Here is a 15,270-nt window from a genome sequence, read left to right as displayed (position 1 = left end):
AATTTAGGAAGTTAAAAGCAATTCGCACTATTTTAACCTGTTTTAAAGTGTTTGCTATCAAATTATGAGTAGCGTCTTATAATTACTCAATAGCTTTTCAAACAAAATAGAAATTAGTGTAAAATTGATCGAGCTGTTATTCAATTCGGACTGACAGCTGTTCGCCCAAAATTAACACCGACAATAAATTGATGTGGAACGGTTATGCGTGTTTTAGAGTTTATTCGAGAGAAAACAGAACAGCTGCAAAAGAACAATGCGGAATTTCGTGCCAAATTAGAACCCCAATTTAAAAATTTATCCGATAAATTTTCACAGACCGTTTCTAACACTTTAAATAATCCATGGGTGTCATTATTTAAACCGACGGATGATGAGCCACATGAAGAAAAGCCCATTGTTCAAGTCCCCGAGGCTGCAAAAGTTTACGAAGAACTCCATGAACAATTGAATCAAGAAACCTTTGTGGGTGACTGGTTTATGGTCGATCAAGCTTGTATCAATCAGTTTGCTGCAGTCACTGGCGACAAACAATGGATTCATACCGAGCCCGAACGTGCCGCAAATGAGTCACCTTTTAAAACAACCATTGCCCACGGATTTTTAACTCTCTCACTCATTCCAACCTTAACCGACGCTGTTAATTCCGAAAATAACCCTTATCCAGGCGCCAAAATGGTTGTTAACTACGGCTTGAACCAAGTTCGTTTTCCTTTTCCTGTGAAATCGGGCTCACGAGTCCGAGCAAGAACGACACTGGTGGGTTTAACGCCTATGAAACGTAGTATTGAAGTGGTTAATGAGGTTAGTATTGAGGTTGAGAATAGCAAACGATTAGCCTGCGTTGCTCAAACTGTACTACGCCTTTATTTTTAATGCGATTAAAATCGGCTTTTAGTTTTTTACCTTTATTCGCGTCAATTTATGCCATAACTCCGCTTGCCGTCGATATGTATTTGCCAGCTATGCCGCAAATGGCAGATAGTTTCAGCACGGGCATCAGCGAAGTGCAATGGTCATTAAGTATCTTTTTAGCAGGCTACGCACTTGGAATGTTATGTTTCGGTCCGATGGCTGATCATTACGGTAGAAAAGTATTTCTGCTCGGCGGCTTAAGCGGCTTTTTAGTTACAACTCTAGCGCTCGCTTTTGCGCCAGATATTCAAACCTTCATTACACTCCGCTTTTTTCAGGCTCTGTTTGGTGGAGCCGCCACAGTTGTTGTTCCTGGAACAATACGAGATCTATTTGGTAAAAGTACGGCCAAAGGCATGTCTTATGTCTCTATGGCAATGATGATTGCTCCCATGCTTGCGCCAACCATTGGCAGTATTATTTTGGCTTGGTCAGAATGGCAAGCCATATTTATGATTCTTACAAGTTACGCGGCCCTTATTTTATTTTTTGCCATTTTTAGGTTTCCATTTTTACCCGCCAGATCACAATCGCACTCTAACGTTATTTACAGTGTATTCAGAAGCTATCGTATTGTTTTGCTAAACACTTCCTGCCTTCCTTTCCTGCTAACTACCATGTTGACTACTTTTGTATTCTTTACTTATATCACTTCTGTTTCTTTCGTTTACATCACTATTTATGGCGTTTCAGAACAAGTATTCGGAATTCTATTTGGCGCTAACGTCGCCGCATTAATGTTAGGAAACTTGATTAATGCCAGACTGGTTAATCGATTCAGTCCCATTCAAATGTTACGAATGGGGCTTTTATCAGCGAGCATAGTGACATTATTTCTCACCTGGATCCTCATTCACCAAGCTTCAATTGCTTATTTGATCGTCAGTATTTTTGCGCTGATGGCTAGTTTGATTATCGTTTCAACCAACTCCGACGCTTTGGTACTAATAAGCTTTCCGCGTCAATCAGGCACTGCGACGGCAGTTATAGGCAGCCTTAAATTTGGCGGCGGAGCGTTTTCCGGGCTCATACTTTCTTGGCTTTACGATGGTTCAGCGGCTCCCGTCGCTTTGGTTATTGGGTCAGCAGTAACAATAATAATACTTTTACACCTGGCCATTCGGCTATTTAAACTTCCCATCCCAGGCACTAATTAACGTCTTAATCGCATTTTTCTATGTATCCGGTATTCTTGACAACTAAATCCAGTGAGCATCGCTCTAACTCCTGTTATCATTAACCTATCGTAATAATTAAACTGACTTCGCACTATGGTTAAAGTTGGACAGTATAATGAGTTAGTCATTGTTGAGAGAACGCCATTTGGCGTTTACCTGAATGCAGGCAATCAACGGCTGATATTCGCAGACAATACAATTGTCTCTAAAGATAAAGATATCGGTGAAAAAGTTCGCGTCTTTGTTTACGAAGCTTCCGATGGAGAGCTCAAAGCGGCAAATGATGAAGTGCTTGCTGGCGTGGACCAGTTTGCTCGATTAACAGTTAAAGAAGTGAATCAAGTTGGTGCATTTTTAGACTGGGGATTACCGAAAGATTTGTTTGTGCCTTTTGGTGAACAGCACCAAAAGTTGAAAGAAGGTCAAGCTCCCGTTGTTTATATTTATAACAACAAAGCCGATGGTCGCGTCATGGCGTCCACAAAAATAGAAAAATTCCTGGATCGTACCGAACATCAGTATAGCCAAGGCCAACCGGTGAAATTACTCATTCTCGACAAGAGCGATCTCGGAGTTAAAGTCATTGTCGATCATAAGTACGGCGGCTTAATCCATTTTGATGATATTCATAAAACCCTAAAATACGGTCAAAAAATCGATGGCTACATAAAGAACATTCGGCCTGACAGAAAACTCGATATTTCACTTGAAAAACCGGGTCTGCAAGGCAGAGACGATTTGGCCGACAGAATTCTCGCTAAACTCAATGAACACGATGGCGTTTTAACCATTTCAGATAAAAGCCCACCAGAACTCATCTCAAAAGTTTTTGGTGTCAGCAAAAAACAATATAAAGCTGCCCTTGGCAAACTTTATAAAAATAAACAGATCGAAATAGAAAATAATTTGGTTCGGCTAGTGAAAAAGTAATATTTAAAAGCTCAATAATTAAATAGGGTAATTATGAAATTGCCCTAGAGCTTTTATATTTTCCTTGCAAGTTCTGGCGTATTATTCCTCTTTACAAATCCATTCTATGGCTTCGGGCAAAGTTTTAAATAAATTAAAATTTCGATTAAGTTTTTGCGGCGCAATTGAAAGGTACAAACTCAATAACGTTTGTTCAGTCGAGTCAGAATTGACAAAAACAACTTTGAGATCATCATTAGAATTTTCAAACCTGCCTCTAATAAAATCGATTAAAGCCTGAATGTCATCCCCCCCCCAATCAAGAATGGCTTTTTCAAAGTTATAAAGTCGATTGTATTGTTCGGAAAACTCTTCATGCTCAACAACCGCCCGCATGATTTTTGTTGAGTCTTCTAATGTAATCGTGCCACTAATAGTAACCATTAAAAAGTTTTTGTCCGGAAAAAATTCAATAGAAAACATAATGACAAACTAAAAAGTTAGCTGAATTCAAAGTTTAGTTCGTATTGAGGTAACTTCAAATATTGGTTGAAATATCATCTCACCTGTTCATAGCGAGTTTTAACAATGGGTAAGAGCCGATTTACAAACGTAAATACGTCTTTAACTTAAAATTAATACCAACTTAAATTAAACATAAAATAGTCGCCAAGCACATCTTTAATCTATCTTAAGAAACCTCCCCTCTTCCAAGCTCGATAAAAACAACTCAAATTTAAAAGTAAATTAACTCGCCTAAACCAATAAACCAGTTACTTTGAAGTGTTCCACTTTCGGGACGATACACTCAGGACAGGTGTCCCAGAAGTGGGACAGAAAATACTCTTAAATAACAAGAGTTTAAAATATTAACATAAAAATCAGTAACTTAAACGACTGGCATAGGAATCGCACTATATCCAATATTGTTTAAAAAATTTGTTTTGATGTTATGGATATTGTTCGCAAAAAGAAGGTTTCAATCATTCAGAAGTATCGATGGTGGCTAACCGCCTTTACCATTATTTTAGGCGTTGTTTTGCTAGCTCCTAGAATAGTTAATTCTGAATATGAACTCGATAGTCAGCGCCTTGTATTCGGCAACGTTGAGCATGGTGTCTTTGAAATAAAAGTGCGCGGACCCGGTGTGCTAACTCCCAAGGATATTCGCTGGATATCATCTCCCGTTGAAGGACGAGCCGAGCGCGTGTTGGTAAAACCTGGCGCAATAGTCAGTAAGGGAGACGTGCTCATGATATTAAGTAACCCTCTACTACAGCGCCAATTAGAAGAAACGCAATGGGAACTAGAGGCTCTTGAAGCAGAGCATGCAGCAGCAAGTGTCGAACTAGAAACACGTTTACTCGATCAACAAGCCGCAGTTCTTAACGCAAAGTTGAATTACCAAAGTGCAGCCATGCGATTAAAAGCTGAAGAAACATTAATTAAACGAGGAACTCAAGCAGTATCGCAGCTCGACTATGAAAAAACCAAATTAGAAGTTGAGCAATATAAAGCACGCGTGAGCATTGAACAGCAGCGTCTAGCCAAGGTAACGCAAAACGTAACGGCACAAACTAATGCCCGAAAGGCTCGCTTGAATAAAATGAAAAAGACGCTGGAACGAGTGCAGGAGCAAGTAAATAACTTAAGTGTCAAAGCCTCCATCGACAGCGTAGTTCAAGACGTTGCAATTGAATCTGGCCAGCAAGTTGTTTTAGGAAGTAACTTAGCAAAACTGGCAAGACAAGACGAGTTAATTGCCGAAGTTCAAATTCCAGAAATTTCTATTGGCGATGTCACCGTTGGACAAAAAGCCCAAGTTGATACGCGTAAAAATAAAATAATTGGCACAGTAACTCGAGTTGCGCCATCAGTAAATAATGGAACGGTACAAGTGGATATTGAATTCGACGTGCCACTTCCATCCGACGCTCGTCCCGACTTAAGCATTGACGCTGTAATTATGATAGCCGAAAAACCGAATGCGCTTTTCGTGCGCCGCCCCTCATTCGCCCAAAGCAATAAAGTAACGCAGGTCTTTAAAGTCACACAAAGCGGAATTGCAGAAAAGACAACCGTTAACTTTGGACAAGGCTCAGTGCAATACATCGAGGTTGTAGAGGGATTGAAAGCAGGCGATCGCATCATTGTTTCCGAAGATACCGAATTCAAACGATTTAACAAAATTTCAATTAACTAGAGGCCATTACTATGTCAAAGCAAACACTTATTCGACTCAATAACTTGAAAAAAATATTTTACACTGACGAAGTTGAAACACATGCATTGTCAGACATTCAATTGTCTATTAACTCAGGTGAATTCCTGTCGATTTCAGGTCCGTCGGGCTGTGGTAAATCAACATTGCTTTCTATACTCGGGTTGCTGGACACTCCGAGTGAAGGCGAATATGTTTTAAATGGACATTCAGTCGTTGATCTTACTTCTGCGCAAAGAGCCGCTATTCGAAACAAAGAAGTGGGATTTATTTTTCAATCGTTTAATTTAATTAGCGACCTTACCGTTGAAGAAAATGTTGCTTTGCCACTGACCTATAGAGATAACCTAAAAAAAGCCGACATCAAATCTCAAGTAAAGTCGGCGCTAGAAAAAGTGGATATGGCCCATCGCTCGAACCATTTTCCATCGCAGTTGTCCGGAGGACAACAACAACGTGTCGCTGTTGCAAGGGCTATTGCAGGAAATCCTTCCATAATACTCGCGGACGAACCGACCGGAAACCTGGACACTAAAAACGCCGAAGCTGTGATGCAGTTGCTCGAAAAACTTCATTCAGAAGGCGCCACTATCTGTATGGTAACTCATGACCCTCGTTCGGCAGAACGAGCAGAGCGTATCGTTGAGATTCTCGATGGAAAAATAATCGCAGACTCAATTACTCACAAATCAACGGCCGTTGCTTAGGAGAAGTCTTATGAAGTGGTTATTTGATTTAAAATACGCCTATCGGATGCTTTTAAAAAATCCGGGATTTAGCGGACTTACAATTGCTGTTATGACAGCCGGGCTGGGCTTGTGTATCTATATGTTTTCGTTCATACAGTCGGTCATGTTTCGCCCATTACCGTTTGAGAATGGCGACAAGATGTATGTTGTTGAAGCTGAAATAGACGGCGTTTTCTACAACAATGGTTCACTCCTGTTACACGACTACCAAGAAATTAAACAACAGACAGACAGTTTTTCAATCATTGGCGCTTACTATCCTTCGACCGCAAACTTAAGTAATGGTGATCGAGCCGAGCGTTATGTAGCAGTGAACACCACAGCCAATTTATTCGATTACACAGGCATTCACCCCATTATGGGACGAACGTTAACACCAGAAGACAACCAATCGGGCGCCCAAAAAGTTGCTGTTATCGGGTATCGTCTATGGCAAGACTATTTTAATGGCGCGACTGATATTATCGGAAAAACAGTAAAAAATAATGGTGTGGTCACCGAGATTGTCGGAGTAATGCCTGAAGGTTTTCGATTCCCGATAAATCACCAAGTTTGGATTCCGATGACCGATGATCATACTCGGCTCTCTCGAACCGAGGCACCAAATGTCTCTGGTTTTGTTTTATTGAAAGACGACGTTTCTCTCGAACAAGCAAGCCAAGAAATCAAGACGATCATGACCGAACTGGAAAAACGCTATCCAGAAACAAATAGCAGAACTTCTGGTTATATTACGACTTTCAAAAAAGCCGTCATGGGCAACGGATCGGAAATGATTATCGGCATGATGTTGACCGCGGTTTTATTCGTTTTGATACTCGCCTGCGTGAATGTTGGCAACTTGCTATTTGCACGCGCCAATGAGCGCGCCAAAGAAACAGCCATTCGCGTTGCACTAGGTGCTCCACAATATCGACTAATCATGCAAATGATGTGGGAGAGTGTCATTATCTGCACAATTGGCGGACTCTTTGGACTTTTTGGGGCAGCTTGGGCACTAGAGCTAACCGTTGATACCCTACCATCATTAATGCCTATGGAAGTGCCTTACTTTTGGACACTTGAGTTAGATGCGGAATTAATTGCACAAACGACACTAATCGTTTTACTCACATCTTTCTTAACTGGAATTGTTCCAGCCTGGAAAATGTCTCGCAGTGACTTTAACGCGGTATTGCGTGATGGAACTCGAGGTGCACTAAGTAAGCGAGCTGGCCGCGTCAATCAAATCTTGGTTATTGTCGAAGTCGCATTGTCGTGTGTATTACTGTGTATGTCGGGTGTTTTGGTTGTTCTGCTTCAAGAAGTGGATCAAACTTATTATGGCGCCAACCTGGACAACAAGTTAAAAGCACGAATCGGTTTACCTGAAATTAGTTATGACGATGATACATCGAAAGAAACTTATTTTTTGCAGTTATTAACACGACTTAAAGACAAACCCGGTGTTAAAAGTGCGGGGGCCATGTCCAGCCTGCCTGGAGAAGGAGCTTGGTACACCACATTCGAAACAGATGGTCGAGAAGTGATTGAAAATAATTACCCCAGAGCTCATTTGATAATCAGTTACACGGGGACAATGCAAGCATTGAATATGCCGTTAGTAAGTGGTCGTTATTTCAACATAAACGATCGCAAAGGCAATCAACGTGTCGCAATCGTTACTAGAAGTTTGGCTGAAAAATACTGGCCAGGAGAAGATCCTTTAGGCAAACAATTACGATGGATTGAGACGGACAATAAAGAATGGATCACCGTTGTCGGAATCGTTAACCATACAATTCATGGCCAACCCTACTCTATGATGAAGCATCGCCCTTCAATTTATGTTCCGTACAGTCAGCAACCGAGCCGATTTATGGACCTCTTTATTGAAGTTTCTGGAAACCCTAACGATTATCGCCAAGTCCTATCATCCACAGTGAGTAGCGTTGATCCTGAAGTTCCAGCCTATAACGTTAATACTATTGATGACGCCCTACAACGCAGTACCGGAGGCATGTTCTTTATTCGAAGTTTGTTCAGCGTATTTGCATTGTGTGCGCTGCTACTCGCCTCCAGCGGTATCTATGGTGTATTAGCTAACAGTACGGCTCGCCGTACTCAAGAAATAGGTATTCGACGAGCCATCGGTGCCAGTGACGAGAAGATTCTGTCAATGATGATGCGCCAGGGCTGGTTCCAATTGAGCATTGGTTTACTATTTGGTTTACCGCTGGGTTATCTTACCAGCTTAGGTTTCGTCCAACTGGTGGGACCGGAAAGCTCAAACTACCTTTGGGTATTCCTCTTCATTCCTACGACTATCGCAATCGTTGTTTCTTTAGCGACCTTCTTCCCTGCGAAAAAAGCAATCCAAATGGAACCCAGCAGTGCTTTAAGATATGAATAAAGAGTTAACATCATAGCAATCATCAAAAAACGGCGGCAAGGACAGCTGTCGTTACTTGACACTGGATGAAGCCCTCGTAGTTTTCCGCTACACTCATCTCAGGCAAAAGTTAATATAAGTCGTAACTAAAAAAAACGGAGTAAACGTTGAAACATATTCTCATCGCTGATGATGATCACAATATTTTATCAGCACTGAAGATGTTACTGTCGAGTCAAGGCTATAAAGTCTCCATGGCCTCACAACCGGAGCAAGCTTTAGAACTTGCAAAACAATTTGAGTTTGATGCGATATTACTTGATCTTAACTACAGTCGAGATACCACATCAGGCCAAGAAGGAATCGACTTAATTAAATTAATTCGCTCAGAAAATAAGAGTGTACCCATTATTGTTATGACCGGTTGGGCAACTATCGACCTAGCAGTGAATACTATGCAAGAAGGGGCCTCGGATTTTATTCAAAAACCTTGGGAAAACGATCGTTTACTGCAAACAATTAACACACATCTCAGACTCGCAGAGCAAATCAAAAAGAGCGAAAAACTGATACGTCAAAATGAAATCCTTAAAAGTGACTCCGATCAATCCTCACCTATTATTGCACAATCCAACGAAATGAAATATTTACTTAGCACACTAGAGCAGATTGCCTCCAGTGATTTAAACGTTGTGATTACCGGAGATAATGGAACGGGTAAGAGTCTTTTAGCTGAATACTTACACAATCATTCTGAACGTTCCCAATCACCTTTTATATCAGTCAATATGGGAGCCATCTCAGAATCGCTATTTGAAAGTGAAATGTTTGGTCATATTAAAGGTGCGTTCACCGACGCCAAAGAAAATCGAATTGGACGATTTGAACTTGCCGATAAAGGGTCATTATTTCTCGATGAAATCGGTAATATCCCTACTTCACAACAAAGTAAATTACTACGCGTTTTAGAAAGCCAACAATTTGAACCTGTAGGTAGTTCAAAAACAAAAACCTCCGATGTTCGAATTATAGCGGCAACCAACGCTGACATACAGTCAATGCTCGCATCTGGAGAATTTCGCCAAGATTTGTATTACCGCCTAAATGGCATTGAAGTTCGAGTTCCCTCTTTAAGCGAACGTCCAGATGATATCTTGCCCCTCGCGGAGCATTTTTTAAAACAATATGGAAAAAAGTACCAAAAGCCGAACCTATCTTTGTCAAAAGAAGCCGAGATGCTTCTAGTCAATTATTCCTGGCCTGGTAATATTCGTGAACTACGCCAACTGATTGAACGGGCAGCAGTATTGGCAAAGGAATCAACCATCCAGCCAGAAGCCATGTTAATGCCATCCAGTGCAACAACAGCCCCAAAAAAATCATCTTCATCAGCTAATAACGCAAAGCTTTCCGATAATGACTCTCTGACTCTTGAAGATCTTGAAAAACAAATCATTCAACAAAGAATACAGCTTTTCGATGGTAATATGTTAAACGCGGCAAAATCGTTAGGCTTGAGCCGTAGTGCATTTTACCGCCGAATCGATAAGTATAACCTTTAAGAGAACCGTTCTACTTTGAAAAGACAAAAGTTTGAAATCAAATTACTCTCTTATCTACTGATCGCAACGCTACTACCTGCGTGCTTACTAGTAGCAACATTACTTTATTATGACACATCTATTTATTTAATTGGCTTCATTACTTTATTATTGCTTCTAGTTACAGGAATTAGCGCTAATAAACTCTATGAGAAAATACAAAACCAATTTTTAACACTATCAAATATTCTAGAAGCCATTACTAAAAACGACTATACCATGCGTAGTCGTTATTACAACGAAGGCGATGCACTCGGACAGTTAGTCAAACAAATCAATCAATTATCCGACACCTTGTCGAAACAAAAAACACAAGCAGCTGAAAGCCAACAACTGGTTAAGACGATCGTACAGCAAATTCATGTCGCGATAATAGCGTTGGATGAACATAAGAAAATAACGTTAGCTAACCCGGAAGCTCAACGTTTGTTTGGTAGATATGACCATCAAATTATTGGCCATACTCTTGATAGCCTCAACATCAACCTTTTAGAAAACATCGGTCGCGAAGCAGTAAAAGAATTTCAATTTCCAGGTCGCAGTGGTCACTTTCAAATTATAAAAGATCAGTATTTCGACGAGGGCAAGAGACACGACATCTACTTTTTAACCGACATAAAAGTACTATTACGCAAACAAGAGCGAGAATCTTGGCAAAAATTAGTCCGCGTTCTTAGTCATGAAATTAATAATTCATTAGCTCCTATTTCATCTTTTGCAGGAACTATTAGAAGCATTGCGAAAACCCAGTCGTTAGAACAAACGTTTGCTGAGCAGCTAAATGAATCGCTTTCTATCATAGCGGAACGCGCCAACGGCTTAAAAAACTTCATCGACACTTATCGTCAACTCACAAATACTCCCTCGCCCAATAAGCAACCACTAAATTTTAATAAAATCGTCCATCAAATTGCGTCGTTGTTCGATGATAGCCATTTCGAGACACAACTTGATGTTCAAGATGAAATTGTCGCAGATGCGACTCTGCTCGAACAGGTATTAATTAACCTAATAAAGAACGCTAAAGAAGCTCAAAATGATTCAGATAAAGCCATCACTATAAAAAGTCATCGCATGAATAACAGCTTTTTGATTGAAGTTATGGATAAGGGCTCAGGCATTCAAAACAGTGATAACTTATTTACGCCATTTTATACAACTAAAAAATCAGGCAGCGGTATCGGTCTTGCTTTGTGTCGGCAAATCATTGATGCACATGATGGTTTCATTTCCATCACAAATCGAAAGGATACTCAAGGTTGCACTGTTTCCATTGAACTTCCAGTAGAACAAAAGAAAACATAAATAAAAGCCCGGACATCCGGGCTTTATTTACAATCAAATAAGAAATTACAAGCTTATGGATAAACATAGCTCGCCTGAATACCCAGTGGAATTCCTAACCACCAGTAAATCAGTAAGAAAATCGTCCAACCAACCATCAGAGCAACACTGTAAGGCAACATCATAGAAATAACGGTTCCGATACCGGTTCCTTTCACATACCTTTGGCAATAAACCACCACTAATGGGAAGTAAGGCATCAGCGGGGTGATAATATTAGAGGTAGAATCACCCACACGATAAGCAGCCTGTGTTAAATCAGGTGATATACCTAGCTGCATTAACATGGGCACGAAAATAGGTGCTAACAATCCCCATTTGGCTGAACTCGATCCAACAAATAAATTGACGATACCCGTCAAAATAATAATTCCAATAATAGTAACAGCACTCGGTAACTGAAGCGCTTTCAAACCTTGCGCGCCTTCAATTGCCATTAATGCGCCTATATTTGACTGCTTGAATGCATCAATAAATAAAGCACAGAAAAAAGCCATAACCACATAGTAAGCCATCGAGTTCATCGACTTAGTCATTGCATCAACCATGTCTTTACTCGATTTAAAAGTACCTGACATAAACCCAAATACAGCACCAGGAACAATAAACAACAAGAAGATTAGAGGAACTATCGATTGCATGATTGGCGCACTAAAATCAGCCAATTTTCCATCAGCCGAACGCAATGGAGAATCATCGGGATAAACGGAAACAAAAAGTAAAACCAGGCCGATTAACATCACCAAAGAAGCAGCAAAGAAGCAACGCTTGTCTTTGCTAGTAATTTCGCCGAACTCAGGTAAATCATCACTGTTTGAATCAACTTTGGTTCCGGCAAGACGCGGCTCAACTATTTTGTCCGTAATATACCAACCTAATAAAATAATGAATAAACTTGAAGCTGAAGTGAAAAACCAATTGTTCAAAGGATTGATTTGCATTCCGGGTTCAATAATTTGTGCGCCCGTTTCGGTAAAACTTTGTAATAATGGGTCAATCCCCGAGGGTATAAAGTTGGCACTGAAACCGCCACTAACCCCAGCAAACGCTGCGGCGATACCTGCAATAGGATGACGGCCCATTGAGTAATAAATAATCCCTGCAAGAGGAATAACCAAAACATAACCAGCATCGGTTGCGGTATGGCTTACAATAGCAATCAAGATAATAGATGGTGTTAGTAACGCTTGTGGCGTTACTTTCAACATCATTTTGAGCCCAGCGTTAATGTAACCAGAATGCTCAGCAACCCCAACACCCAACATTGCAACTAACACCACGCCAAGCGGCGCGAATCCGGTAAATGTTTTAACCATTCCGGCAAGAAATGAAGCTAACGCATCACCAGTTAAAAGATTTTTAATTTCAATGGCGCCACCAGTACGAGGATCGATCGCTTCAAATGTCATATGTGACATAATCGCAGATAAAACCCATATAAGAACCATGGAAAACAAAAAGATCATGGCAGGATCGGGCAGTTTATTACCTGCTCGCTCGACACCATTTAGTATTCTCATTATTAGAGTTGGCTTGGTGAGTTCGGACATCTTTTCCTCCTGTTCGCTCACTCTTTCTTTACTTGGCAAAAATAGCGTATAAGTTGCCATCAAACGACAGCAAGCGCAAATCCTTTGCCCGAATTAAGGCCGATAAAGCTCTACATTAAAGAAAAAATTCAATTACGATGAGTTTAAGCAGTACAAATTGGTGAAATTTTAGTTAATCGATTATCGAACCAAAGTATTTCATTAAGAGATTATCAAGTATGACTTTAGTCAAACAATGACAAGTTGCCTTGTGAGAAAGGCTCTGCACACTCGGGTCCTTCATTGCGGGGATTCTTTGCTGTATCCCCAACGGGATAATGTAACAATCCTGTATATTCTCGCGATTCCAAACTCGACTGCAACTCATCTTCACTACTGTTTAGCCATAAAGCCCATTGCTCTTTTTCTAAGATCACAGGCATACGATGATGAATTGGCTTCATTAGAGAATTAGCCTCGGTCGTAACGATACTAAAATTCAAATAATCTTCAGACTCAGACTGGTGATGAGTCCATATACCAGCCATCATAAAAACGTGCCGATCTTCGTATTGAAACAGGTGCCAAGGCCGCGTTTTTTGCGAAGAGTCTCCTTTAGGTTCATAAAAGCCATCGGCAGGAACCAAACAACGTGTTTGATGTGCGGCTTTAGAAAACATTTTGCTGGAAAAAAGTGTTTCTCCACGCGAATTGATTTTAGCAAACGAGAGCTTTGCCCAAGTTGGTCGAAACCCCCACTGCATGGCAACTAACTGTGGCTGCCCGTCATTATTTATAATAACCGGACATTGCTGCGAAGGCGCAATATTATACCGCGGCACAAATTGACTAATATCCTCCCAGTATTGATTCCAAGGAGTATGATTAGCCCAATCAGGCTGATTACGAAGTAGATAACGTCCGCACATAATTGGTATTTAATCCGAGTTATTGACTATCCGATTGAATGAGTCGCTTATTTCCTTGATTATCCACACTAACAAAAGTAACTCGAGTTTCAAATAATTGCTTATCCGATCCTTTGCGGGTTCCCGTTACAGAAATATAGTAAGTGAGTGATGTTTTCCCTTGCTTTTCCAGTTCAACGTTAAAGCAAATGATTTCACCGCATTCAATGCGATGTTTAAACTCAACATTATCGAGCGCTATCGTTACAAACCGATGGTTGGGAAAATGTAAATTGGCAGTAACGTAGGCCATTTCATCGATCCACATTAATAAATAACCACCAAATAAAGAACCTTGGTGATTCATATGTTCAGGCAGCACCAACTTGTGATGCTGCTTTGATTTACCTTTGCTTACCACTGAAGCGCAGCTCCTGTTTGGTATTCAGTTACTCTAGTCTCAAAAAAGTTTTTTTCTTTACGCATATTAGCTTGTTCATCCAACCAATTTAACGTATTACTTGCACCGGGAAAAGGTTCTTTAATTTTAAGTTGCTTAGCTCTTCGGTTGGCAAGAAAACGGAATTGCTCACTATGGGATTCATACGAATAACCCAAAATAGGTTCGGGTAAAAGAAACTTAGCATATTCGTTCTCGGCAGCCTCTGACTCTAACCACATCTCTTCTAATGCTTTGGGATCTAAAGACACACCTTCTTCTTGAAGGATTTGCTTAACGACACGAATTCCAAAAGCACAATGCAAAACTTCATCGCGCATAATGTACTGTAATTGCTCGCCGGTTCCTTTCATTAAGCCTCTTCGTTGTAAAGAAAATATCGGACTAAAACCATTATAAAACCAACACCCTTCAAATATAGCAGCGAAGAACAAATAAGACATAATAAAGAGCTCAAGATCATCACGGTTTTTCAAGTTAATCGATGGGTCCATTACCGCATTGAGTCGACGATTCGCTATTTTAATTTTTCCATTTATCTGTGGAATTACACGATAACGATTGTATATTTCGCTTTGTTCTAAACCAATTGTTTCAATGCAATGCTGATAAGTCCAAGTGTGTAACGATTCTTCATAAACCTGTCTTGCCTGATATATTTGCAATTCAGGAGCACTCATTTTTTCCATCACTGCCAACCCAATATTTCTCATCGCAAGAATATCGGATGTCGTTAAATACGCTAAAACATTTTCATATACATGCTTTTCCTCTAAGGTCAGCTTATGGTGATAATCATGAACATCTTGCGTCATATTAATATCCAGAGGCGTCCAATGATTTTTATTTGCATTGAGAAAAAAGTCCCAAGCCCATGGATACTTAAATGGTGCCAACTGATTAACATCTGTCGAACCATTGACAACTCGCTTATCATCCGGGTTAATAGGTCGTATAGTTTCTAATTCTTCAGTCAATCGTTCTTCCACCTCGTTACTATTTAAATTTACTTCAATTTTATTCGAGGTTAATGGTGGAATCGCTGCGACTAAAGGATTATCCCAGTTTAATGTTTTCATTTCTTT

13 protein-coding genes are annotated in these 15,270 nt (G+C 40.3%); 8 read left to right on the top strand and 5 right to left on the bottom strand.

Annotation, left to right across the window (positions count from 1 at the left end):
* Positions 1-204: 204 nt before the first annotated feature.
* The 3 genes from FAX86_RS08285 (at position 205) to FAX86_RS08275 (ending at position 3,023) form a co-directional block, all read left to right on the top strand.
* Complete coding sequence (locus tag FAX86_RS08285) at positions 205-876, top strand: MaoC family dehydratase (protein WP_144392860.1); 672 nt, start codon at positions 205-207, stop codon at positions 874-876.
* On the top strand, positions 876-2,072 hold the full coding sequence (locus FAX86_RS08280) for a multidrug effflux MFS transporter (protein ID WP_144392859.1): 1,197 nt from the start codon (positions 876-878) through the stop codon (positions 2,070-2,072). The genes FAX86_RS08285 and FAX86_RS08280 overlap by 1 nt, the downstream gene beginning before the upstream one ends.
* Before the next feature lie 114 nt (positions 2,073-2,186).
* The gene (locus tag FAX86_RS08275; RefSeq protein WP_144392858.1) at positions 2,187-3,023 is read left to right on the top strand and encodes a CvfB family protein; all 837 of its coding nucleotides are present in this window, start codon (positions 2,187-2,189) and stop codon (positions 3,021-3,023) included.
* Positions 3,024-3,104: 81 nt separating this feature from the next.
* Here FAX86_RS08275 and FAX86_RS08270 read toward each other — a convergent pair whose 3' ends face one another.
* On the bottom strand, positions 3,105-3,485 hold the full coding sequence (locus tag FAX86_RS08270; RefSeq protein WP_144392857.1) for an STAS/SEC14 domain-containing protein: 381 nt from the start codon (positions 3,483-3,485) through the stop codon (positions 3,105-3,107).
* A gap of 469 nt (positions 3,486-3,954) precedes the next feature.
* Here FAX86_RS08270 and FAX86_RS08265 point away from each other — a divergent pair, with 469 nt between their 5' ends.
* The 5 genes from FAX86_RS08265 to FAX86_RS08245 all read left to right on the top strand — a co-directional run bounded on the left by FAX86_RS08265 (position 3,955) and on the right by FAX86_RS08245 (position 11,249).
* Positions 3,955-5,205: an efflux RND transporter periplasmic adaptor subunit gene (locus tag FAX86_RS08265; RefSeq protein ID WP_144392856.1), complete on the top strand. Its 1,251-nt coding sequence runs from the start codon at positions 3,955-3,957 to the stop codon at positions 5,203-5,205.
* An 11-nt stretch (positions 5,206-5,216) separates the two neighbouring features.
* Positions 5,217-5,930, top strand: coding sequence for an ABC transporter ATP-binding protein (locus tag FAX86_RS08260; protein WP_144392855.1), 714 nt, complete (start codon positions 5,217-5,219; stop codon positions 5,928-5,930).
* A gap of 10 nt (positions 5,931-5,940) precedes the next feature.
* Complete coding sequence (locus FAX86_RS08255; protein WP_144392854.1) at positions 5,941-8,364, top strand: ABC transporter permease; 2,424 nt, start codon at positions 5,941-5,943, stop codon at positions 8,362-8,364.
* A 146-nt stretch (positions 8,365-8,510) separates the two neighbouring features.
* Positions 8,511-9,905: a sigma-54-dependent transcriptional regulator gene (locus FAX86_RS08250; RefSeq protein ID WP_144392853.1), complete on the top strand. Its 1,395-nt coding sequence runs from the start codon at positions 8,511-8,513 to the stop codon at positions 9,903-9,905.
* A 15-nt stretch (positions 9,906-9,920) separates the two neighbouring features.
* Positions 9,921-11,249 (top strand): sensor histidine kinase, encoded by a 1,329-nt coding sequence (locus tag FAX86_RS08245; protein ID WP_144392852.1) that lies wholly within the window; start codon positions 9,921-9,923, stop codon positions 11,247-11,249.
* Positions 11,250-11,302: 53 nt separating this feature from the next.
* Here the strand turns inward: FAX86_RS08245 and FAX86_RS08240 are convergent, their stop codons facing one another.
* From FAX86_RS08240 to FAX86_RS08225, 4 genes are all read right to left on the bottom strand, one after another.
* A complete protein-coding gene (locus FAX86_RS08240) occupies positions 11,303-12,838 on the bottom strand; it encodes an AbgT family transporter (RefSeq protein ID WP_144392851.1) in 1,536 nt (511 codons plus the stop codon).
* A 224-nt stretch (positions 12,839-13,062) separates the two neighbouring features.
* Positions 13,063-13,746, bottom strand: a complete 684-nt coding sequence (locus FAX86_RS08235; RefSeq protein WP_144392850.1) for an SOS response-associated peptidase — start codon at positions 13,744-13,746, stop codon at positions 13,063-13,065.
* A gap of 19 nt (positions 13,747-13,765) precedes the next feature.
* Positions 13,766-14,146 carry an acyl-CoA thioesterase gene (locus FAX86_RS08230; protein WP_205859129.1) on the bottom strand — a complete coding sequence of 127 codons (381 nt, stop codon included), beginning with the start codon at positions 14,144-14,146 and terminating at the stop codon, positions 13,766-13,768.
* Positions 14,140-15,264, bottom strand: a complete 1,125-nt coding sequence (locus tag FAX86_RS08225; protein WP_144392849.1) for a ribonucleotide-diphosphate reductase subunit beta — start codon at positions 15,262-15,264, stop codon at positions 14,140-14,142. Before FAX86_RS08225 ends, FAX86_RS08230 begins: the two co-directional genes overlap by 7 nt.
* Between the last annotated feature and the right edge of the window lie 6 nt (positions 15,265-15,270).

The organism is Pleionea sediminis (assembly GCF_007570825.1).
GTDB classification, from domain to species: Bacteria; Pseudomonadota; Gammaproteobacteria; order Enterobacterales; family Kangiellaceae; genus Pleionea; species Pleionea sediminis.
This window is presented reverse-complemented; position numbering and strand designations above follow the sequence as displayed.